This window comes from Octadecabacter arcticus 238 (assembly GCF_000155735.2).
GTDB lineage: Bacteria > Pseudomonadota > Alphaproteobacteria > Rhodobacterales > Rhodobacteraceae > Octadecabacter > Octadecabacter arcticus.
In genome coordinates, this window is sequence record NC_020908.1 from 5,154,327 (window position 1) to 5,176,569 (window position 22,243).

General features: G+C 54.8%; 23 protein-coding genes and 1 pseudogene. 16 read left to right on the forward strand and 8 right to left on the reverse strand.

Annotated features, from left to right (window positions below; translation table 11 throughout):
* Window positions 1-9: 9 nt before the first annotated feature.
* From OA238_RS26685 to OA238_RS26695, 3 genes are read left to right on the forward strand one after another with little or no spacing between them, the layout of a single operon-like run.
* A complete protein-coding gene (locus OA238_RS26685; RefSeq protein WP_245581409.1) occupies window positions 10-843 on the forward strand; it encodes a phytoene/squalene synthase family protein in 834 nt (277 codons plus the stop codon).
* Window positions 830-1,939, forward strand: a complete 1,110-nt coding sequence (locus OA238_RS26690; RefSeq protein WP_015497567.1) for a lycopene cyclase family protein — start codon at window positions 830-832, stop codon at window positions 1,937-1,939. Before OA238_RS26685 ends, OA238_RS26690 begins: the two co-directional genes overlap by 14 nt.
* Entirely contained in the window at window positions 1,936-2,802 is an 867-nt protein-coding gene (locus OA238_RS26695; RefSeq protein ID WP_015497568.1) for a Brp/Blh family beta-carotene 15,15'-dioxygenase, read from the forward strand. The genes OA238_RS26690 and OA238_RS26695 overlap by 4 nt, the downstream gene beginning before the upstream one ends.
* A 185-nt stretch (window positions 2,803-2,987) precedes the next feature.
* Here the strand turns inward: OA238_RS26695 and OA238_RS26700 are convergent, their stop codons facing one another.
* Window positions 2,988-4,235 (reverse strand): IS256-like element ISOan6 family transposase, encoded by a 1,248-nt coding sequence (locus OA238_RS26700; RefSeq protein ID WP_015497569.1) that lies wholly within the window; start codon window positions 4,233-4,235, stop codon window positions 2,988-2,990.
* Between the two features lie 411 nt (window positions 4,236-4,646).
* Here OA238_RS26700 and OA238_RS26705 point away from each other — a divergent pair, with 411 nt between their 5' ends.
* On the forward strand, window positions 4,647-5,903 hold the full coding sequence (locus OA238_RS26705) for an ISL3 family transposase (RefSeq protein WP_015497570.1): 1,257 nt from the start codon (window positions 4,647-4,649) through the stop codon (window positions 5,901-5,903).
* Between the two features lie 108 nt (window positions 5,904-6,011).
* On the opposite strand, the gene OA238_RS26710 is transcribed toward OA238_RS26705, so the two are convergent.
* The 4 genes and pseudogenes from OA238_RS26710 to OA238_RS26730 form a co-directional block, all read right to left on the reverse strand.
* On the reverse strand, window positions 6,012-6,260 hold the full coding sequence (locus OA238_RS26710) for a DUF1127 domain-containing protein (RefSeq protein WP_051076621.1): 249 nt from the start codon (window positions 6,258-6,260) through the stop codon (window positions 6,012-6,014).
* Window positions 6,261-6,990: 730 nt separating this feature from the next.
* Window positions 6,991-8,145 (reverse strand): annotated as a pseudogene (locus OA238_RS26720) (IS91 family transposase); the annotation flags it as partial.
* 45 nt (window positions 8,146-8,190) lie between these two features.
* Window positions 8,191-9,093 (reverse strand): IS3 family transposase, encoded by a 903-nt coding sequence (locus OA238_RS26725; RefSeq protein ID WP_015497572.1) that lies wholly within the window; start codon window positions 9,091-9,093, stop codon window positions 8,191-8,193.
* Window positions 9,090-9,386 carry a transposase gene (locus tag OA238_RS26730; protein ID WP_015495240.1) on the reverse strand — a complete coding sequence of 99 codons (297 nt, stop codon included), beginning with the start codon at window positions 9,384-9,386 and terminating at the stop codon, window positions 9,090-9,092. The genes OA238_RS26725 and OA238_RS26730 overlap by 4 nt, the downstream gene beginning before the upstream one ends.
* Between OA238_RS26730 and OA238_RS26735 the strand changes: the two genes are divergently transcribed.
* Both OA238_RS26735 and OA238_RS26740 read left to right on the forward strand, forming a co-directional pair.
* Window positions 9,375-10,457, forward strand: a complete 1,083-nt coding sequence (locus OA238_RS26735; RefSeq protein ID WP_015497573.1) for an IS630 family transposase — start codon at window positions 9,375-9,377, stop codon at window positions 10,455-10,457. The two genes, OA238_RS26730 and OA238_RS26735, sit on opposite strands and share 12 nt — an antisense overlap.
* Window positions 10,454-10,714, forward strand: a complete 261-nt coding sequence (locus OA238_RS26740; RefSeq protein WP_338042813.1) for an H-NS histone family protein — start codon at window positions 10,454-10,456, stop codon at window positions 10,712-10,714. The genes OA238_RS26735 and OA238_RS26740 overlap by 4 nt, the downstream gene beginning before the upstream one ends.
* Window positions 10,715-10,845: 131 nt before the next feature.
* Here OA238_RS26740 and OA238_RS26745 read toward each other — a convergent pair whose 3' ends face one another.
* Both OA238_RS26745 and OA238_RS26750 read right to left on the reverse strand, forming a co-directional pair.
* The gene (locus OA238_RS26745; protein ID WP_144055999.1) at window positions 10,846-11,205 is read right to left on the reverse strand and encodes a hypothetical protein; all 360 of its coding nucleotides are present in this window, start codon (window positions 11,203-11,205) and stop codon (window positions 10,846-10,848) included.
* 235 nt (window positions 11,206-11,440) lie between these two features.
* Window positions 11,441-11,725, reverse strand: a complete 285-nt coding sequence (locus OA238_RS26750; RefSeq protein ID WP_044037737.1) for a LysR family transcriptional regulator — start codon at window positions 11,723-11,725, stop codon at window positions 11,441-11,443.
* A 105-nt stretch (window positions 11,726-11,830) separates the two neighbouring features.
* Here OA238_RS26750 and OA238_RS35365 point away from each other — a divergent pair, with 105 nt between their 5' ends.
* From OA238_RS35365 to msrA, 10 genes are all read left to right on the forward strand, one after another.
* A complete protein-coding gene (locus OA238_RS35365) occupies window positions 11,831-12,109 on the forward strand; it encodes an NrdR family transcriptional regulator (protein WP_420806474.1) in 279 nt (92 codons plus the stop codon).
* A gap of 190 nt (window positions 12,110-12,299) precedes the next feature.
* Window positions 12,300-13,280, forward strand: a complete 981-nt coding sequence (locus tag OA238_RS26755) for an IS5 family transposase (protein ID WP_015497574.1) — start codon at window positions 12,300-12,302, stop codon at window positions 13,278-13,280.
* Between the two features lie 589 nt (window positions 13,281-13,869).
* Entirely contained in the window at window positions 13,870-15,177 is a 1,308-nt protein-coding gene (gene hisD / locus OA238_RS26760) for a histidinol dehydrogenase (protein WP_015497575.1), read from the forward strand.
* A complete protein-coding gene (locus tag OA238_RS26765; RefSeq protein WP_015497576.1) occupies window positions 15,170-15,931 on the forward strand; it encodes an SDR family NAD(P)-dependent oxidoreductase in 762 nt (253 codons plus the stop codon). Before hisD ends, OA238_RS26765 begins: the two co-directional genes overlap by 8 nt.
* Window positions 15,928-16,914 carry an alcohol dehydrogenase catalytic domain-containing protein gene (locus tag OA238_RS26770; protein WP_015497577.1) on the forward strand — a complete coding sequence of 329 codons (987 nt, stop codon included), beginning with the start codon at window positions 15,928-15,930 and terminating at the stop codon, window positions 16,912-16,914. The genes OA238_RS26765 and OA238_RS26770 overlap by 4 nt, the downstream gene beginning before the upstream one ends.
* Before the next feature lie 21 nt (window positions 16,915-16,935).
* Window positions 16,936-17,442 carry a sulfopyruvate decarboxylase subunit alpha gene (locus tag OA238_RS26775; protein WP_015497578.1) on the forward strand — a complete coding sequence of 169 codons (507 nt, stop codon included), beginning with the start codon at window positions 16,936-16,938 and terminating at the stop codon, window positions 17,440-17,442.
* Window positions 17,439-17,993, forward strand: coding sequence for a sulfopyruvate decarboxylase subunit beta (gene comE, locus OA238_RS26780; RefSeq protein WP_015497579.1), 555 nt, complete (start codon window positions 17,439-17,441; stop codon window positions 17,991-17,993). The genes OA238_RS26775 and comE overlap by 4 nt, the downstream gene beginning before the upstream one ends.
* The gene (locus OA238_RS26785) at window positions 17,994-19,094 is read left to right on the forward strand and encodes an alpha-hydroxy acid oxidase (protein ID WP_015497580.1); all 1,101 of its coding nucleotides are present in this window, start codon (window positions 17,994-17,996) and stop codon (window positions 19,092-19,094) included.
* 116 nt (window positions 19,095-19,210) lie between these two features.
* The gene (msrB, locus tag OA238_RS26790) at window positions 19,211-19,657 is read left to right on the forward strand and encodes a peptide-methionine (R)-S-oxide reductase MsrB (RefSeq protein ID WP_015497581.1); all 447 of its coding nucleotides are present in this window, start codon (window positions 19,211-19,213) and stop codon (window positions 19,655-19,657) included.
* On the forward strand, window positions 19,658-20,170 hold the full coding sequence (gene msrA / locus OA238_RS26795; protein WP_015497582.1) for a peptide-methionine (S)-S-oxide reductase MsrA: 513 nt from the start codon (window positions 19,658-19,660) through the stop codon (window positions 20,168-20,170).
* Between the two features lie 24 nt (window positions 20,171-20,194).
* On the opposite strand, the gene OA238_RS26800 is transcribed toward msrA, so the two are convergent.
* Window positions 20,195-22,189: a hydantoinase/oxoprolinase N-terminal domain-containing protein gene (locus OA238_RS26800; RefSeq protein ID WP_015497583.1), complete on the reverse strand. Its 1,995-nt coding sequence runs from the start codon at window positions 22,187-22,189 to the stop codon at window positions 20,195-20,197.
* Between the last annotated feature and the right edge of the window lie 54 nt (window positions 22,190-22,243).

Sequence of the window (22,243 nt, forward strand, 5' to 3'; positions counted from 1 at the left end):
CAGGCAATCATGACCCATCACGCACGCAGCTTTGCACCCGCGGCACGTTTGTTGCACCGGCGCGATCGATTGCGTGTCGCTCGGCTGTATGCGCTGTGTCGCACGGTCGACGATATTGCGGATGAGATTGGTGGGCTAGTTGGGCAGGCACAATTGCAGGGGTTGTTGGATGATCTGAACAAGCCTGACCCGCAGGACCCGATTGCTGTCGAGGCGCAAGATTTATTCAAAGGTCATCCGCTGGGTTTGGCTGCTTTTAGAGAGCTGGTGTGCACGGTGGCGGCTGACACCGACACAACCTGCATCGCCGACAGTGCAGCCTTGGATATCTATTGCATGGGTGTTGCGGGCACAGTTGGCATTATGATTTGCGCACTCTTTGACGTGGATGAGGCATACCTCAAAAACGCGACCGACCTTGGCCGCGCCATGCAGTTAACCAATATCTGTCGCGATGTGGCCGAGGATGCCCGCAGAGGGCGACGGTATCTGCCGTTAACGCTATGCCCGCATTGCCCTGAAGACATCGCAGCAGGCGACCCCCAAGCCATCGCAGCAGCCGAAGCAGCCATGGTCTGCTTGCTAAATGAAGCGGATGAATTGTATCGGTCAGGCCGATCTGCATTTGAGGCACTTCCATGGCGACTTCGACTCGCTGTGGCGTCAGCAGCGGCAATGTATCAGGGCATCGGAACGCAACTGCGGGAACGTAAATTTAAACCTCTCGCAGGTCGTGCGTTCGTCACAATAAAGCGCAAAGTTTATTTGGCAACTTGTGCAGTGTTGGCTGAACTCTTTCGTAAACGCAAAACCGAAGACGGGTCTGGTCATGCCCATGCCTGATGTCGACGTTGCAATTCTGGGTGGTGGCTGCGCGGGGCTGAGCCTTGCTGTGAGACTGGCAAAAAGCGATTTATCAGTTCGTGTTATCGAACCCCGCTCGAAATATATTGATGATCGCGCGTGGAGCTTCTGGCGCACGCAATCCGATCCTTTCGAGGATTGCGTGCGCGAAGAATGGACGTCTTGGACGGTGCAAGGTCCGCAGGGTGAAACACTGCGCTCGTCCTCAAGCATGCGCTATCAGACCGTTAAGTCTGGCGCCTTTTATAACCGTGCACTTGAATTGATTGAACAGGGCAATGACACTTCGATTTCTATGGGTACGCATGCCCACGGCGTTTCTAGGGCGGGCGATTGTTGGCAGGTTGATACGGACGCTGGGTCTCTCACGGCGACGAATGTCGTTGATACCCGTCCACCCAGCCGCGTTCCAAGCTATGGGCAGTTCTTTCTTGGCCGCGAAATCAAAACTGAACGTCCAGTTTTCAATCCAGATGTCGTGCAACTCATGCACTTTCGCCGCGCCCGAAGTGGCGGTGTTGATTTCGTCTATATCCTGCCATTCGCAATTGATCAGGCACTGGTCGAGGTCACGTCGTTCGCGCCACATAACCCCGGACAAGAGGTATTTACCAAATGGCTAGATGAAGAGATCAATGCCCTCAATCCTGGACAAATGGAAACTCTTCGTACCGAAGCAGGTGCATTACCAATGCAGGCAGGTTTTGCAGACCACAACCTGGACGGCATCATTCGCATGGGGTTGGGTGGCGGCGCAGCCAGGCCTTCAACGGGGTATGCTTTTGCACGAAATCAATTGCAGAGCGATCAAGTCGCAGCCGCACTTGTCAGTGGACAGGTTCCCGACACGCGGCTGGACAGCGTAATGACCCGTTTCATGGATCGCGTGTTTTTGCAGGTCCTTGCTGTGAAACCTGAACGTGGTCCAGCCCTATTTGAAACCTTGTTTCGCAATGTCTCCCCTGATCGATTGGAACGCTTTCTCTCGGGCTCAACCCGCGCAGTGGATCTACTATCAGTCATGACAGCGTTGCCGCCGCTTCCATTTCTATATGCTGCCGCGTTTCCAAAGTGACGGTTCCGCAAATATGGCAAACTTGGCTTTTTGCGGGTGCGGCGATTTTAACAATTGTGGTGAGCTTGATTGGTCAACCAGTCTTAATCACGCAGTTGTTTATACTGGCTCCGGCAGTGGCAATTCTTGGCCTGCCACATGGCGCGTTAGACTTGCCGATCGCCCAATCTTTATGGCCATTAGACGGCTGGCGCGGCAAGCTGCGGTTTGTGGGTCTATACGTTGGTCTTGCCCTGCTTGTGATCGCTTTCTGGATCGTCCTGCCGGGCACTGCCCTTTATGCGTTTCTGATCTATTCAGCCTTCCACTTCTCAGGTGACTGGGACGGTGCAGGTGCTACCTTACGCTTTAGTGGTGGTGTTGCGACCGTTGGTGCGCCCGCTCTGTTTCAAACTGGAGAAGTCGCAACACTGTTTGGTTATCTGACACCGGAACCAGCAGCCAACTCAGCCGCACTGCTCCTCGCGGTCGTTGCTGGAATATCTCTGGGAATCTTCGTCGCAACGATATCCTTGCGGCCGCAGTTGAGGAATCGCGCTGCCGGTGAACAGGGTATCATTTGGATCGCTGCGGCCTGCCTGACGCCATTGGTCTATTTCGTTGTCTATTTTTGTATGCTTCATTCCGTGCGTCATTTTAGTGATGCATTCGGCTCTCTGGACGATCCACATCAAGGACTGCGTGTTGCCGCGCTTCTGTCAGTAGTAACGGTTTTTGCGGGACTTATTGGATTTGTAGTCCTTCAAGGATTCAAGCCAGAATTATTGGAACAAAGTCTTTTAAGGATTGTTTTCATAGGACTCGCAGCACTTACGGTCCCCCATATGATCCTCGTGGACCGCTTCCAGCGAAAGTTAAAGTAGCACTGACACCCAGCCGTCTCGACTGTTGTGGAAGTTGTATTGAAAATTAGGTTTTTGGGCGGACGGTTAACTTGCAAATCATATGGGTTGCTGGAGAACTGAGACCGGTCCAAATTAGTCTGACAGCACCCTTTCAACCCAAAGAAGATGAGTTATTGTCAAATCTGGTGTTTGAGTATTGTTGGTCATGCGGTGATCTGGTCGGGGTTTGTGGTTTCGATTCCGTCTTTGAACGTGACGCCTGTGATGACTTTTGCGAGGTAGTCAAAGCCGCGTAGCTTCCTCCAATTTTGCGTAGCACATTGCCCCAGTTTGAACATCATGTGCAGCATGCCATCGCGTGACAGGCAGCCCTTTGAACGCTTGGTACGATGCCGGATCGTCGCGAAGGCCGATTCAATTGGATTGCTAGTGCGGATGCTTTGCCAATGCTGCGCCGGGAAGTCGAAGAATGCCATGAGTTCCTCACGATCTTTTTGCAGGCATAGTGTGGCCTTGGGATATTTGGGTTCGTAGGTTTTGATGAACAGATCGAACGCCTTTTCTGCATCGACTTTGGTCTCGGCCTGCCAGATGTCGTGCAGCGCGGCCTTGGCTTTTGGCTGAGACAGCTTGGGTAAACAATTGAGCACGTTCATCGTTTTGTGTTGCCAACAGCGTTGATGGCGGGTCTCAGGATAGACTTCGTCCATGGCCGCCCAAAACCCCATGGCACCGTCCCCGATGGCCAGTTTGGGCGCATTCATGCCTCGGCTTTTGAGGTTAAGCAGAACCTCGCGCCAGCTCTGCGTGGACTCGCGCACCCCATCCTCAATTGCCAGAAATCGCTTCTTGCCACGGGCAGTTACCCCAATAATAACAAGGGCACAGAGCTTGTCATCCTCGCCCCGAAGGCCGCTGTGAACGCCGTCGGCCCAGATATAGACGATGGGCTCGTCATCTAACTCAGCGCCTTTCCAAGCCTCGTATTCATTGGCCCAATCGCGTTTTAAACGCGAAACCGTATTAGCCGACAAGCCAACGGCATCTGGGCCCAGAAGAACCTTGAGGGCGGGAGCCATCTTGCCGCTGGAGATCCCTTTGAGGTAAAGCCATGGCAAGGCCGCTTCCAGCGTCTTCGTGCGGCGCACATAGGGCGGCACCAGGGCAGACCGGAATGTCACCGGTGTGCCGTCCTTGGACCGAACCTTTGGAATGCGCACGCTCACAGGGCCAATGCCCGTTTGAAACGGGCGGGCCGGATGATGTCCATTACGCACGACTGCCGCGTGACCGGCATCGGTGCGTAAGCCGGTAAATTGCGCCAAATAACTGACAAGCTCAGCCTCAACTGCTGTCGCGATCAATTGTTGTGCTCCCGTTTTCAGCAACTCCGTCAACGCGTCCGTCATCTCGTCTCGACGCGCAAAATCAACAATGTTAGTAGTTCCCATGGTGGTGTATCTCCTTTGGTTGGGCTGCTGTCTTCCAACAACAATTCAACCAGATACGCCGCCAACCTTCAAACCATTCAAACACCAGATTCAGTCATAGCTCAAAGAAGATCAATCCTGGCCGAGCTTCAAAAGGATAGTAACAGAGCCCTCCCCAGATTCATCATGAAATGTATCTACAGTGGACGGGTACGCATATAAGGGCGTTATCTTTTGAGGTCCCTCCGCGAATTGTGTGGGTAGGCCTGCGATGGCCTTTTGATGCTGTCACCAGATGTTGTGGTCGCGAGGTGAGGCGCGTCTGGCGCGTAGACCTCACATATCGCAGCGCCTGACGCGCCGGATCTGTTGGCGTCTGCGATGTCACAAGGTAGAATATAGTTCCCACAGATCAGAAGATGGAGGGGAACCATGGGGCCCGAGACAAACTTGTTTACGATTGCGCTTGGTCTGCAAGCGCCCTGGAGCGTTTCCGACGTGCGCTTCGATACCAAGGCAAAGGAAATCCACTTCGAGATCCGCTTCAAGCCTGGCACCCGGTTTGCCTGCCCGTCCTGTGGCGCGGCCGATCAGCCGGTCCATGACACGCGGCCCCGGACCTGGGAGCATCTGCGCTTCTTTGAGCACAAGGCTTTCATCCACGCCTCCGTTCCCCGTGTTGCCTGTAGCGCATGCGGCAAGACAGGGCAGATCACGGTTCCTTGGGCGCGCAGTGGCAGCGGCTTCAGCCAATTGTTCGAGGCCTTCGTGATCGCTCTGGCCAAAGAGATGCCGGTGAAGGCCATAGCCGATCTTCTCGAGATCGGGGACGACCGGTCATGGCGCGTGCTTGACCACTACGTCCCGGCTGCGCGCGAGCTGGAGGACTTCAGCGACGTGACGGCTGTCGGGATCGACGAGACAGCAGCGCGGCGCGGCCACAATTACATCACCCTGTTCCATGATCTCAAGGCGGGAAGACTGCTCTTTGCCTGTGAAGGCCATGATGCGGGCACGGTCAAGACTTTCACTGCAGACCTCCGTACCCATGGTGGCGATCCGGACGCCATCACTGCCGCCTGCATCGACATGAGCAGGGCCTATATTGCTGGTATCGGTCGGCATCTGCCGAACGCGGCCATCACCTTCGACAGGTTCCACGTCATCCAGCTGGCCAACGCCGCGCTGGAAGAAGTCAGGCGTGCTGAGGTGCGCGAAGAGCCCGCCCTGAAACGAAGCCGATGGATGTGGCTCAAGGACAAAAAGAAGTGGACCAAAAAACAGATTGCACAGCACCACACGCTATCACGCATGCAGCTGAAGACAGGGCGCGCCTTCCGCTTGAAGGAAGCGCTGCGCGACATCTTTGCGGCGGCGACCACGCGCGCCGAGGCCGAAGAGCGGCTCACCGCATGGTTCCGATGGGCGCGCCGCAGCAAGCTAGCGCCCTTCAAGAAGCTCGCCCTGACCCTGAAAACCCACTGGGATGGTATCCTTAACAGCTTTGAAAGCGCCCTGAGCAATGGCTCAGTTGAGGCCATCAACGGCTTAATCCAAGCCGCCAAGGCGCGCGCCAGAGGATATCGAAAACCACGCAACCTCATCCTCATGGCCTATCTGATCTCTGGCAAACTCAGCCACCTGCAAGCGTCGCCCTACACCACAACATCTAGGGCTATCGTTGAGTGACCGGAAAACAAACTACCCACACAAATCGCGAAATAGCCGCTTTTGAAGATTGAACGAAAAAGGGCACCTTGATTGAGGTGCCCTTTTCATTGATTTTGCCAGGAAGGCTTATGCGCGGGCCCGGCGAGCAAAGTTCTCAATGTCGCCGCGTGTCATACCAATGTCTGAAAGCTCACGTGCACTCAAATTAATCAGCGTTTCGCGCGTCTGGCGAACGGCGTTCCAATTTTTGTAAAATTTTACCAGGCTGACAAAAGGGTTCTTGAAGGGGACGGCGGATGGGTGAATTGTTGTGAAAGCGGCCATAGCCATACTGAAAGGGACGGCGGATTGAAAATTTGTTTTGAAAGCGGCCATAGCCATACTCCTTTGGGTTATCGTTATGTCTCACCAATCAAAATATGTTGCTCCACTTCCTATAGTAGAGATAAAAATAGCATACCGCTTATGCGCTTTTCGCAACCGCAGCATTTTCAATGCTTTCCCCAGAATGAATGGATAATGGTCTGCCACTGGTCTTGTCCCGCTTACGTTCTGGCCTCTCACTTCTTGCTAGACTACCAGACCAATGTCACCGCCGAATTTCAGACCTATTCGAAAAAACGCTTGATTTTTTAACGCTTGCAAAAATCTTCATTTACCGCTGCCACAAATCCCGTTCAAAACCCAAATGGTTGTTGAATGCTTTTGCCTCTACCTTCATAGCCGACATTCGCCGCGATGTTCACGAAGGTCCGCTGTGGTGTAGGTTTCTCGGACGCCACGCGCGAGGTTTGGGTGACGCGGAACATTGCCTGGCGTCGGAGAAGCGCTCAAGCGGGAAATCGCGGGGTTGGTCTGGGTGGATCGATTGTTGCTATGGGGATTTGCGCAATGCGTGTGTTTTCGCCCGGAGCTGACAGGCCAGTTTGGCGGGGCGCATTGAGTTAAGCGCAGCGCCGGTTTTGCCTGCTGTTGGTTGAAACTCACGGTATTTTGTCGGCGTCACCATGTTTTGCCACGCTGAGCTTGATCAAAGCATGCCGATTGGTTCGCAGGAGATATAGCGAGCGGCCGAGGGTGTCGTTCGTGATGTGCGGTGCGCGCGTCATGCAGCAGCCCTTTGTGTTTTTGGCGGCGCTCTGGGATGTTGGGCTGGTGCGATTGTGTCGACGATTATCAACTGCCCGCCACAACATGGGCAAGGCAGAGCAAGAACACGAGGAGGTTCATCTGCATCGTTGATGGTGTTGCCTTTATCGTGCTCCTTGTGAGGGGTTTTGGCCCCCAGCAGTTGCCGGATCCGCGCGATATTGGCCGTGCGGTTGCTATTCCCATAGAACCCATAATGTCGGATGCGGTGCTGGCCTCTGGGCAGCACGTGGATCAGGAACCGGCGAATGAACTCATTTGTGGACAAGGACATGGTCGTGTGGCGGCCCGCACCTTTGAGGCGATAGTCCTTGACGCGGAAGGTGACGTTTTGCGCATCGAAACGGATCAACCGGCTGTTTGAAATGGCAATCCGATGTGTGTAGCGCGATAGGTATGCCAATACGGCTTTCGGCCCGGCGAAGGGTTCCTTGGCATAGACGACCCAGTCTATTTTGTGCAGGGGTTCGAGGAAATTGTCGAAGGCGGTCTTGTCGATGAGGTCCAGGTGATCACCGAAGAAATGAAGTTTCCCGGCCTTATGCAGCTTGGCCAGCCCTTCCAGAATGAGCCGCCGATACAAGCGGGATAGAACGTGGACAGACAGGAAGAAGTTCTTGCGGCTGGCGATCCATTTTGAACCATCCCTTGAAAGCCCCCCTCCGGGAACGATCATGTGGACATGCGGGTGGTGGGTCATAGCCGAGCCCCAAGTGTGCAACACCGACGTGATACCAATCTTGGCACCCAGATGTTTCGGATCAGCAGCGATCTTTATAACCGTGTCCGCACTTGCCCGCATCAGCAGATTATAGATCTCGCGTTTGTTCTGATGCGCGATGTCGGCGATCTGTTTGGGCAGCGTGAAGACCAAGTGAAAATACCGCACGGGCAGCAGTTCAGCCTCACGTGCCGCAAGCCATATCTTCGCAGCACCCGCCTGGCATTTTGGGCAGTGACGGTTGCGGCATGAGTTGTAGGCGATGTGCTCATGCGCACAGTCGGCGCACCGCGCGACATGACCGCCAAGCGCCGCGGTTCGACAGCGCTCAATGGCGCTCATGACTTTGAACTGGTTCAGGCTGATGTGTCCTGCGTTTGCGGCACGCCAGACAGTGAACTTCGTCCCGTTTTCCGGACAGTTTGCTTATTGACCCTATGCCGCCATTTTCCAAGTCATATCTTCGAAAGCCTGTTTTGGCGTTTTGTAGCCGACGCCTGAATGACGGCGCTGGCGGTTGTAGAAGACCTCAATGTATTCGAAGATGGCGGCCTTGGCCTCAGCGTGTGTTCTAAAGCGCCGCTGGTGAACCATCTCCTTTTTTTTCAATGAAGCAAAGAAGCTTTCCATCGGCGCATTGTCGAGGCATTGGCCCTTGCGGCTCATGGATTGAGTGAGTTTCGCCTTTTTGATCAGCTTGCGATAGTCCCCGCCAGCATATTGGCCGCCCCTATCGGAGTGGTGTATCAATCCCGGAACCGGGCCTCTGCGTCCCAGAGCCATCTCGAGGGCGGCGCAGCAAAGCTCCGCACGCATGTGATCCTCCATCGCCCAACCGACGATCTCACGCGTGGTCATGTCCTTCACGCCAGCCAGATAAAGCCAGCCTTCGTCCGTGTCGATATAGGTGATATCCGCCAGCCAAACGGCATTAGGCGTCTGGCTGTGGAATTTCTGTTCCAACAAGTTTGGGGATGGCTTCAGCTTATGATTGCTGTCCGTTGTGATTGGCTTTCTACGCTTGCGAAGAAGCGGGGACACCTTGTGTTCCTTCATTATTCTCGCAACACGGCGCTCGGAGACGACCTCACTATCCGCCAGTAAGTCTTGGTGAATACGCTTTGATCCATAACATTTCTTACTGGCCTTGAAGAAGGTTTTTATCTTGGGAAGCAACGCCTGATCCCGAGCGTCGCGATTAGCTTGACGCTGATCACGTGCAGGCTGACTGGCTGGGAACCCGTAGAACCAGCCCCGGGATATCTCTAGAAGACGGCATAATATTGAAACCGCGTATTGAGCTTTATGGGCGGTGACGAAAGCACGCTTGTTCGTCATGGTTTCACCGCCCGCGCCGCGAAAAAAGCGGATGCTTTGTGCAAAATCTCCACTTCCTCAGCAAGCCGCTTGTTGTCTTTGCGAAGGCGGAGCAATTCAGCCGCATCCGCCTGCTGACGCCGTTTGGCTTCAACTGAGCCAAACGCCTCAATTTCCAAGCGCCACGTCTTCAGCTGCGTCCCAGTGATCCCAAGCTCCTTGGCAACGCTGCCTTGCGTCGCACCAGGCTCATATAACCGCTCAACTGCAGCTGCCTTATAATCGTCTGTATAATTGCGTCGATGTTGTCCCATTTGGTGCCCCTTTCACGGACTGGGGTAAAGTACCCCAATGTCCGGCAACAGGGACGAAGTTCACTTTGCCGCCGCCGCAAAGTTGACGCCCTTGTTTGGAAACGGGCGCGCGCGTTTCTTCTTTTGGACGCAGGAGAAGACGCCGGAACGGTTTGCCGGATTTTGGATATTGGCCCGACAGTTTTGACGGAGTGGCGATTTGCCTTTGCCGGTGCGGGACTATCGTTTTTCGGTCTGAAGGACTACAGCCAGCGTCAGGGTCATTTGTCCGTCGTGCAAGAGCAGGCGGTGAGAGCCCATTTCACCGCGCAGCCTGCCCGCAATGCCGATGAGGTCTGTGCCTATGTTCTAGCCGAGTGCGACCAAAACTACAGCACGTCGGGAGCCGCCAAGCTGATGCGCCGCCTGGGGTTCGCGTATAAGAAACCACAATTGCTGCCTGCACAGGCCGATGAAGCCAAGCAGGCTGCGTTTATTGCCAAATATGAGGCCCTGATGAACGGGTTGGCCGCAGATGAGATGGTTGTCTTTTCGGACGCTGTCCACCCCGAACACCAGAGCCGCCCCGCCCATGGTTGGTTCCCCAAGGGACAAAAGACGGCCCTGAAGGCGACATCAGGGCGCAAGCGGCTCAACATTCAGGGCGCGCTTGACCTTGAGACTTTCCAGTTCACCTTTGTGGAAGGCGAGAAGATCAATGCCCAGACAACCCGACAGATGCTGGAAAAGTTGGAACGCAACAACCAAACCAAGACGGCCATCCACGTCTTTGTCGACAATGCCCGCTATCATCATGCCAAGATACTACAGCCATGGCTGGACAGCCCAGAACGTCGGGTGAAGTTGCATTTCTTGCCAGCATATGCCCCGCACCTCAACCCGATCGAGCGTCTTTGGGGTGTTATGCACAAATGGGTCACCCACAATCGGCACTATGCAACGTTCAACCAATTCACAGAGGCCATTTTCGACTTCTTCCGCAAGACCCTGCGAGAAAAATGGCTAGAGTTCCGCGACACCGTCACCGACAACTTCCGCGTCATATCGCTCAAGGAATACAAAGTGATTTGAGGGGAAAACCTCAGGTCAATTCAGGCGCGGGAGTATCCATCAAAGAACTAAAGAAGTTGCAAAAAGATGCGACTAAAGCGGTCGCAAGCTTTGAAGATCGTAAACGTGCCGACGTGATTGCAGAGTTAGAGGCGGTTGCGCAAAATCATGGGTACAAACTGGCGGATCTTACGGGTGGCAAGAAAGCTAAAGTTGCTTCGCCCGCCAAGTACAAGCATCCGGAAGATTCATCGATCACTTGGACCGGGCGTGGGTAGGCAGCCTAATTGGATTAAGGATGGGCTCTCAGCAGGAAAATCGCTAATCGACTTTGCGATCTAAAAATATTTGTTTGGCGCGAGTGTCTCTCGCCGAGCGTTCAACAAACGGTCCTTTTTGCCACGCAATCTTACGCAACGCGATCTTGAGGAGTAAGCATTAGAACATTTTCCTGACAGCTTTTAGCTACAAGCCGCGTGTAGGCATACATATTGTGCTGCCGCTTTTGGGCGGGCAGTTCAATTCTCTGATCATGACTTAGCACTAACGCTGGTAGAGTTTTTGCAATGGGGGGGGATAGAAGAAGGCTTGGCCTGCTCGCTTGATATGGCCTGACAGCCAGTTGCTTGAAGCCTGCCTCAGCTAGGACGTCCGCGATGCCTATGGCGATGACTTCAGGAACTTCCGCCGCTGTCAGACTTTTGATGACCTGTTGGCGGTTGTTATTATTCTCAACCATCGTCTTTTCTCCTAAATAGTCTGTCTGCATAGCTTGAGTCCCAAACAACACAGTTGCGATCCTCCTACCACAAGTAATTGACGTAAGTCTCGCACTGCGATTCAAGGATCCATGACCATGACCATGACCATGACCATGACCATGACCATGCTCGGTCGCCCTTCAATGGTTAGTGCGTCTACTGCTGCGCTGGCCGTAATTGGAGAGCATAACTAACCCGCCCTACGTGGCGGGTTTTTCTTTTTGGGGAGGACATCTCGAGATATTATTGAAGCGCGGTCTTCATGCGCGACATTTCGGCAAAGGCTTGATCTGCCAGAGCTAGAATCTTCCTACATCGCATGTAAAAAACCTGCCCCGCTTTGCTTGGGGCCACCTTGCGCGTGGTGCGGACCAAGAGAAAGACGCCAAGCTCCCGTTCGAGTTGGGTGATCTGGCGGCTCACGATTGACTTTCCTACGCCCAAGCGCTCAGCAGCGAGCGTGAATGACCCTGTTTCAAAAACCGCAACAAAGTAGGCTAAACGGTTAAGGTTGTCGCTTTTTGCCATGGCAGATTACTAGCCTCCTACAAAAATATCAGCTGCGCCAGTTTGTCATTGTTGCGGTAGTTCTCTTGATATTGATATGGCGTCAATATCTTGGAGGACTTAATCGTGAGCAAAAAAAAAGAACCTAACTTCGAATGCCCCAATTGCGGCCCAATTGCCTCGGACGTGAAAGACAGCCGCAGGCATGAACTGGCTGGTTCATTGACAATCCGCAGGCGCAGATGGTGCCCCAGTTGCGAGGAAGGGTTTACGACCTACGAACTTACAGATGAGGCGGTATACAAAGCCACCAAAGGCTTGTTCTTAGACTTGGCACACCAAGCTGTCGACTTGGCATCCGACCACACGGTTCCTCCTAGGCCAGAACGAAATCGGAAAAAATAGACAATATCAGCTAACTGAGAGTTACCCGTGACGCCACATCAAAGCATAGTCGCTCGCAAATTTCTTGGGTGGGGCGTTCAGGTTATGGAAGCCAAAACAGGTATTCCGGCTGCAACGGTCTCTGGGGCCGTTGTTGCAGGGACCCCAGCGGGTCTGCTAGACACCTAGCTTGCCAACGACTTGGATATTCATGATGCCGCACAAATTCAACGCTTCCCGCCGCCACAAGTTTGAAAAGAAACGACAGAAGGTCACCAACTGGCGAGTGTACAATGAAGGCCTGCGTCAGCGCGGTGATGTGACAATTTGGTTGAGCCCTGAGGTTGCAGATAAGTGGCTTGCCGATAAACGTCAGACGCCAGGCGGCCAACCCACATACTCTGATATGGCCATATCAGTATGCCTGACGCTAGGTATGGCTTTCAAACAACCTTTGCGGCAGACGCAAGGATTGGTCGGTAGTTTGGCGCGGCTTATGGGACTGGATGTTTCCGTTCCGGATTTCTCGACCCTCTCGCGGAGAGGTGCGGGGCTCAGCATACCAGAAAAATCTAAAGCCCAAAGGGCCGGCCCAATCGAATTAGTTGTGGATAGTACGGGTCTGAAGATATTTGGTGAAGGCGAATGGCTGGAGAAAAAGCATAAAACAAAGCCCAAACGTAAGTCGTGGCGCAAGCTGCATCTTGGACTGGATATCACAACTGGAGATATCGTTTGCTCCGATTTGACAAAAGACGACGTAGGCGACCCAACTGCTTTGCCCGAACTTCTCGATCAGATTGACGCTCCTGTTAGCCGCTTTTTGGCGGATGGCGCCTATGATGGCGATCCTACCAGCAATCTGCTTGTGGACCGTTTTGGTGAAGCTATAGAGATTGTAATTCCGCCTCCGATCACGGCCGTTCTCAGCCTCGATGCTGCCCGTGATCCAACGCCCCGAGATAAACACATCGCGGAGATTCGAGACAAAGGGCGCCTGGCATGGCAAGTTAGCAGCGGCTACAATCACCGGAGCCGCGGCGAAGCACAAATAGGCCGCTGGAAGATGGTCATCGGCCCCAAACTGAAAGCTCGGAACTTTCCGAACCAAAAAACTGAAGTCAGGATTGGGACAAACATTCTCAACAAAATGAACGGGCTTGGTCGTGCCAAGTACGAGGCTGCTGCATGACCTGAATTATGGGTAAGGGCAATCTCGGACTTCGCCATATCCATGCAACACGGCTAACCCAATCTCTTCGACGCGCAAAGTTCTGTCACGTGGGCTGAACACCTCGTAGCTCGCCGGACGGCGCTCTGATTTCAGTTTAAGCGACCCATCAGGCTGCTTGTCCCAGAACTGTTGAGGACACTCGGTTGGGCGGTTGATGATCAACGACATATCAGTCTTCCAACGCTACGATTTTTAGACTTTCGATCCCGCGATAATCTACAATCTTGATCGCGACCTTCTTGTTGCCACCCGCCGTAAAGCATCGAAGAATTCGCGCAGATAAATGTGGTTGTTCTTGATATTTCCCTCAGTGAGCATCGTGCTCTCGATGATGTTAACAGCGACGTCCTGGTGGGAGGAAACTGTGATGGTCTCGGCTCGGAGGACGGTTGTTTTCTTTATGTCTTCGATGACCTTGCTTTGTAACGACTTGCACTCGTTAAATGTAATGGCTTACATATGTGTAACAAGACTGCGAATCTATTTTGCACTGGGTGACTGTAACCTCCCGCGATGCACCGACCACAAGACATAAGGCGACCCTAATATGGCACGGACCTATCTCAAGAAAGCGACGCTGACGGCACAATCTGGCGCGTCGGACGTTCATGACATTGTTCAGGGGATCCTGACGGACATTGAGGCGGGCGGGGATGACAAGGCCCGTGAATACGCGGTCAAGTTCGACAAGTATGACGGGAACATCATCCTGACGGACGAAGAAATCCAAGCGGCCTGCGATCGTGTGCCGGAGAAGTTGAAACAGGACATCCAATTCGCCCATGACAACGTGCGTCGGTTTGCCGAGGCCCAAAAGGGCACGGTCAAAGACATTGAATTTGAAATCACGCCAGGTCTGATCGCGGGACAGAAAGCGATCCCCGTGGATGCTGCGGGCTGTTACGTTCCAGGGGGGCGTTATAGCCATATCGCAAGTGCAATTATGACGGTGACAACGGCAAAGGTCGCAGGGTGTAGCCACATCACCGCAACATCGCCGCCGCGTCCCGGCTTGGGCGTTGCCCCCGCGATTGTTTATGCAGCCCATATTTGTGGCGCCCACAAAATTATGGCGCTGGGCGGTGTGCAAGGCGTCGCTGCAATGACGTTTGGGTTGTTCGGCTTGCCTAAGGCGAACATTCTTGTGGGTCCTGGCAATCAGTTCGTCGCTGAGGCCAAGCGTATCTTGTTCGGTCGTGTCGGAATCGATATGATCGCGGGCCCGACTGACAGCTTGGTTTTGGCCGACAAGACTGCGGATCCGCATATCGTCGCGACGGACTTAGTGAGCCAAGCAGAGCATGGATATAACTCGCCAGTCTGGCTGGTAACGGACGACGTGGCTTTGGCCAAAGATGTCATGGCGCGCGTGCCCGTATTGATTGACGACCTTCCGGAACTGAACCGCGAAAACGCATTTGCCGCGTGGCGTGATTATGCCGAAGTGATCGTGTGCAAAGACCGCGAAGACATGGCCGCCTGTTCGGATGAATATGCACCCGAACATTTGACCGTTCAGGCAGAAGACCTCGATTGGTGGTTGGGTCGGTTGTCTTGCTATGGTTCTCTGTTCTTGGGCGAAGAAACGACTGTGTCTTACGGTGACAAGGCGTCAGGTACGAACCACGTTTTGCCAACGTCTGGCGCAGCGGGTTACACGGGCGGTTTGTCCGTTCACAAATACATGAAAATCGTCACCTGGCAGCGATCTACACGCGATGGGTCCAAGCGGGTTGCTGAAGCGACCGCGCGGATATCGCGACTGGAAGGAATGGAAGGCCACGCGCGCGCAGCCGATGTTCGCCTTGCCAAGTATTTCCCGAATGAGACGTTCGATTTGACCGCAGATGGCTAATCCAGACACCCTTTTTGATCTAGGCGGCAAGGTCGCCTGCGTCACCGGTGCCAGTTCCGGTCTGGGGCGGCGCGCGGCGCTCGTGCTGGCGGAAGCTGGGGCCAAAGTCGTGTGTGTGGCCCGCCGCTCAGATGCTTTGGATAGCCTATGCAACGAGATTGGTGTGGTCGCCGCCGCTGTGGTCGCCGACGTCGCAGATCGGGACCAGATGGAAAACCTGGTCTCAAAGATTGGCGCCCCCTTTGGTGCGCCAGACATTATTGTGCACGCCGCAGGCATCAACACCCGTGAACCGGCCGATGATGTGACGCCACACGGCTGGGACCAGACGCTGGCGCTCAACCTCACCGCACCGTTTTTTCTAAGCCAAGCGATGGTACCCGCCATGAAGGCAAAGGGCTGGGGCCGGATTGTGAATTTTGCGTCCCTGCAAACGACGCGGGCCTTTTCAGGTGGTATCGCCTATGGCGCTTCCAAGGCAGGTATCGCCCAGCTAACCCGCGCTATGGCTGAGGCGTGGTCCAAGGACGGCGTCACTGCAAACGCCATTGGACCAGGATTCTTCCCGACGGAACTGACCGGCCCTGTGTTTGCCGATCCTGAACGTGCGGCGCGCAACGCGGCGCAAACTTGTATTGGGCGCAATGGCACGCTTGAGGACATCGATGGTCCGTTGCTGTTCCTGTGCTCAGACGCATCAGCCTATGTTACGGGCCAGATTCTGATGGTGGACGGGGGATATACCGCAAAATGAAAGCGCTTGTTTATGACTCCGTTCAAACACTTGTGTACCGCGATATGCCTGACCCTATCGTGGGGGCAGGCCAAAGCCTGATCCGGATTGAGGCGTCGGGTATCTGTGGGTCTGATATGCATGCCTTCTTGGGCCATGACGATCGCCGCCCTGCACCGCTGATCCTTGGCCATGAGGCCGCTGGGCGGATCGTTGGTGGGCTGCGCGATGGCGAGCGTGTGACGATCAACCCGTTGGTGACATGTGGAACATGCCGCGCCTGTACGTCTGGCCGTGACAACCTGTGTGCAGAACGGATGATCATTTCCATGCCGCCACGCGAAGGCGCGTTTGCCGAAATGGTTGTGATGCGGGATGAGAACCTCGTGTACGTGCCCGATGAAGTGCCGTTGCGCAAAGCGGCCTTGGCAGAACCGCTGGCCTGTGGCTGGCATGCCGTCCGCCTTGGATCAACGATTTTGGATATGCCATTGCGTGATGCAAAGTGCCACGTCATCGGCGGTGGCGCGATTGGCGTTGGCGCAGCACTTGCCCTGCGCGCGTTTGGGGCAACGCAGATCACTGTCGCCGAACCCAACGCCGTGCGCCGCACAACACTGGATCGGATTGATGGGTTTGACGCCGTCGCACCCGGTGATGTGACGCAGGCTGATCTGGTCATCGACGGCGTCGGCTACGCCGCAACCCGTGCAGATGCGACGGCGACAACCCAACCGGGTGGCGTGATCATGCACATCGGTTTGGGAGAGGGCGAGGGCGGCCTTGATATCCGCCGCATGACCTTGCAAGAAATCACATTTGTGGGCACATATACGTATACCGCACAAGATTTCCGTGACACGGCTGCGGCCATTTTTGATGGCCGGCTTGGCGCGCTGGACTGGACAGAGCAACGACCCTTAATTGACGGACAGCAGGCGTTCACTGACATTCGTGCAGGCAACGTTGCGGCCCCAAAGATCATACTTGAACCCAACCCATGACCTTTCGCGAAGGAGCGAACCTTGAGCATTGACAAGAAAATTGTGGACGATCTGGTAGCAAACGACGTGTCGTTCATCACCACCGTCCCGTGCAAACAACTCGCTGGTGTGATCGACGAAGTCGAAGCGCGGCCAGAAATCTTTCACATCCCGTCCAACAAAGAAGACGAAGGCATGGGCCTGTGCGCTGGCGCGTGGATGGGCGGCAAACGCCCCTGTATCATCATGCAGAACACGGCCATTGGTGTGACGATCAACACGCTGGCAACGCTGACGCAATATTACCGTATGCCGTTGCCGATGCTGATCTCATATCGCGGTGAGCTGCGCGAACCTGTCGCGTGTCAGGTTGAAATGGCGGTTCACACCAAGGCATTGCTCAACCAGTTGAACATTCCGACCTATCACTTCCACAAGGAATCTGATGCGGACGAATTTGACGCAATCCTGAAATATACGTTCATGTGCAACAAGCCGGTCGCGATCTTGACCGATGCATCTTTCTGGGGAGGCTACGGCGACCAATGATCAGATCTGAAATCCTGCGCGACATCGCGCCCATCCTTCGTGACCAACTGGTCGTCTGTAACATCGGTTTACCCAGCCAAGAGCTGCATATGATCGATGACCAACCCACAAACTTCTACATGCTTGGAACAATGGGTCTGTCTTCGTCGATTGGCCTCGGCCTCGCGCTTAGCCAGCCGAAAACTGTCATTTCTATTGATGGTGACGGGTCCGTGCTGACCAACCTCGGTACGCTTCCAACAATCGCAAATAACGTGGCTGACAATTATATCCTGATGATCATCGACAACGGATCGTACGGATCAACCGGTGACCAACCAACCTATGCCGGTATGAAAACCAAGCTTGAAAAAGTGGCTGAGGCCTGTGGTTGTGAAAACGTCGTCGTTTGTCAGGACGTTGACACAGGAAAGACCCTGCAGGCTGCGTTAGATAGCAAAAAGATGACTGTGATCGTGGTGAAATGTGACAGCGGCAACATCAAACTGCCGGTTATCACCATGGACCCCGTCGTGATCCGTGATCGGTTCATGAAAGCGGTCGTGGGCTAAATGGTGGCCGGTATCCACTCAAGTGCAGACGCGCGGCGCATTGCGCGTCGCCGTTTGCCTTGGATGGTATTTGACTACATCGACGGGGCCGCTGGTCGCGAAATCGGGGCGGCGCGCAATCGCGCGGCTTTTGATGATTTGGAACTGCGGCCGCGTATTTTGCGCGACGTGAGTGACAGATCATTGGCGGTTCCCCTGTTCGATCAGACCGCCAAGGTGCCGTTCGGTATCAGCCCTATGGGCATGTGCAACCTGTCCGCTCCGGGTGCTGACATGATGCTTGCGCGACTGGCAGCGCGCGAACATGTGCCGCTTGGCGTATCGACAGTGGCATCCACCGCGATGGAGCCGCTGATTGAGGCTGCTGAAGGGCACGCGTGGTTTCAGTTGTATTTTACGGGTGATGGCGACGGCACATTCAAACTCGTGGAACGTGCCAAGGCCGCTGGTTATGAAACAATTATCCTAACGGTCGATGTCCCCGAGGTGGGCCGTCGCCCCCGTGAATTGCGCCACGGCTTTACCATGCCATTCAAGATTGGCCCACGACAGTTCCTTGATTTTGCGTGTCACCCGCGTTGGTCGCTGACAGCGCTGGCCAAGGGCAAGCCGCAGATGGCGAACTTTGACATGGATGGATATGAATTCGATCGCACCGAAAGCCGTGCCAAAGCAAACTGGAACACGCTGGCGCAACTTCGCGACATGTGGCCCGGCAAGCTGGTCGTCAAAGGTGTGTTGGACGCCCAAGATGCTCTGATGCTGCGCGACGCTGGTGTTGACGCCATTCAGGTGTCCAGCCACGGATCGCGCCAGCTTGATAGTGCGCCACCACCCATAACGGCGTTGGCCGACATACGCCAAGCCGTTGGCCCAGACGTCCCGCTGTTCTACGATACCGGTCTGCGCAGTGGCGAAGATGTGGTCAAAGCGTTCCAACAAGGCGCGAACTTCACCTTTCTGGGGCGTATTCTGCAATTTGCGATTGCCGCTGCCGGGGAAGAGGGGCTTGCCGCACTGTGGGATGTCTTGAAGACCGAGACGAGCATTACAATTGCCCAGATTGGCAAAACGTCGCTGTTGGATGATCCAGAAAACTAAGTGATGCGGCGACCCAATCGTTTGCTCGCGGGTTGGTGAACGAACTGTAAGGAACTGGTAATTCACTCGAATGATCCCATATCATGAGTTAACGCAGTGATAAGGGGTATTTCACCATGGCCAAATATAACAAGAACCCAGACGTTGTCGCGACTCTCACGCCGGAGCAGTTTTATGTGACGCAAGAAAGTGGCACTGAACGCCCTTGGACGGGCGCATATTTGGACAACAAAGAGGTCGGCATTTATGTCGATATAGTTTCAGGTGAGCCGCTGTTCGCGTCATCGGATAAGTACGAATCAGGCTGCGGCTGGCCAAGTTTTACCAAGCCGATTGAACCCGCCCACGTCAATGAATTGACCGACAACACGCTGGGTATGATCCGTACCGAGGTCCGTTCGACCCATGGCGACAGCCACCTTGGGCATGTGTTTCCTGATGGACCACAAGATCAAGGCGGGCTGCGGTACTGCATCAACGGGGCGTCGCTGCGATTTATTGCCAAGGCTGATATGGATGCCGAAGGCTACGGGGAATTCTGTAACCAAGTGGAGGATGCTTAAATGTCAAATACTGAACGCGCAGTGCTGGCCGGTGGATGTTTTTGGGGCATGGAAGACTTGATCAGAAAGCTGCCCGGCGTTGTGTCAACGCGGGTAGGTTATACTGGTGGCGATGTCGCCAATGCGACGTATCGCAATCACGGGACCCATGCCGAAGGGATCGAGATTAACTTTGATCCCACACAAATGACCTATCGTCGGCTTTTGGAATTCTTCTTTCAAATCCACGATCCGACGACCATGAACCAACAAGGCAACGATCGCGGAATGTCTTATCGCTCAGCCATTTACTATGTGGATGAATCTCAAAAAGCTGTCGCCGAAGAAACGATCAAGGATGTGGATGCATCTGGTCTTTGGCCGAACAAGGTTATCACCGAACTGGACCCCGTGAGTGAGTTTTGGGAAGCCGAACCCGAGCATCAGGATTATCTTGAGCGTGTTCCTCACGGTTACACATGCCACTTCATCCGCCCCGATTGGGTGTTGCCCCGCCGCGAAGCGGCCGAATAGATAAGGCGCGAAGCGGCCGAATTATTAGGTCGTGATACGCGGCCGCCCGCGGGCAGTTATGCGCAACGTCGCTTCGATGAACATCGTCTGAGCCTCAACCTGTGCTTCTCGCAGGTTGAGGCTTTCAGTGATCCTGACCTCTTCGACACCTGACGCGATAGCCTGTTCGGTCGCCTGTTTGGTCAGGGCCAACCGCAAAGCTGTGAGAGCTGAGTCCTTGTCACCAAACTGTGCTGGCCCTTCTGGCAGGTGGACGCGATACGCACCTGCGCCGCCGCTGGTGACTGTTCCTTCGGCATGGATCGCGACCTGACCAACGACCGCACCAATGGCATTTGCGACGCCGCCATTGTTGGGCAGGATCGTGGGGCAGCCCAAAAGCGTGCCCACCGCGCCATAATAAGTTTGCGCAGACGCCCCAAGACCTATCACCGGCATCGCCAAACCTGCATCAAATCGCACGATATTTTGGTGGTTCTTCAGCCCTGCTGTCATCAAGGGATGGCGGGCCAATTGGGCCGGATCATCCCACCCTTCTTCTGACAAAGCAGTCTCCAACAGTGACCAAGTCGTCTGCTGTGTAAGCCTGTCAATAATGGTGCGCGCGAGGGGTTCAGCGCCAGAACTCAGACGTTCACCACTGCCGATCCGTCGTCGCGCGAAAAGCGTCAGCGCCTTTTCTGCCGCACTTGTGTCCCAGTCTACCATATGACCCAAAGTGTGGCTCGCATCCGATGGGGTAACACCCGAAATCATAACCAATCCCTGTTGTACAAGACGCGCCAACGCTGGCCCTTCGATCCGGCTTTGGACGGCGTCTATCCAACGCACTGGGCCGTCGCGCAACCGCGACGCAACTGCCGCTTCGCGGGCGTCTAGGCCGTCAGGGAATTTCTCCCACTGGGCGATCACGAACTGGGTCGCCTCTTCTGACGGCGTCTCAAGCGTCAAAGCGCGATCCATGGCGGTGTGCGCAAGTTCGGGGTAGTCACGCGCAAACAGTGACACTGGCATCACGCGGCGCGGCCCAAGTCGAAGCCCACCTTCCAGTCCCTCAATTACAGACACTTCACTGTCGCCACCCAAACCAAAGGTACGCATCGCGACCGCCTCGACCATGGTGCGATACTTTCCGACTTTGGCGCCCTGCGGATCGATCTTTGGAACACCGTCCTTGAGGACACAGATATCCGTTGTTGTCCCGCCGATGTCGCTGACAAGCGCGTCTTTCGCCCCCGTTAGCCATTGCGCACCTGCGATGCTGGCCGCTGGACCGCTTAGGATTGTCTCAATAGGCCGCTCTCGCGCCAGCTCCGCGGAAATAAGCGCGCCGTCCCCCCGCACGACCATTAAGCGTGCGTCGATCCCCAACGCTTCAATGTGTGCCTCCGTCGCCGCGATCAAGCGATCGATCAATCCGATGAGACGGGCATTCAAAACGGCTGTCAGTGCGCGTTTCGGCCCCCCTAGCGCCTGACTAAGTTCATGCGAACAGGTCACGGGCACACCAAGAACGTCACGCACAATATCGCGCACTGTAATTTCATGAGACGGATTGCGCGTCGCGAACCGACTGGCGATTGCGACGCCAGAAACTTTGACAAAAAGAGACTCTAACGCATGGCGAATTGCGTCTGTATCCAAGTCGGTGATGGCAGTTCCGGCATGGCTGTGCCCGCCTTGCGCGAAGATCACCGGGTCTCCGTTTAATGCGTCTGACAGATCGGCCCTCTTCAATTCGGTTTCATCAAACCCGATGAACACCAACGCCACCCGTCCGCCTTGCCCTTCGACCAATGCATTGGTCGCCAGCGTCGTCGAAAGCGACACCATCGACACATCTGACGGGGCAACACCACTTTGTTCCATGACAGCGTCAATCGCGGCCCCGATTCCTGTCGAGAGGTCTGGCCGTGTTGTGAGGGCCTTTGCCCGTGCGACGATCACGCCTGCCTCATCGTCGAGCAATATCGCGTCGGTATATGTGCCGCCTGTGTCGATGCCAAGTAAGTGGGTCATGGGAGTCCTTAAGTTACGTTTCCAGATTACTGCTGAATAAACAGATCGCTGGCT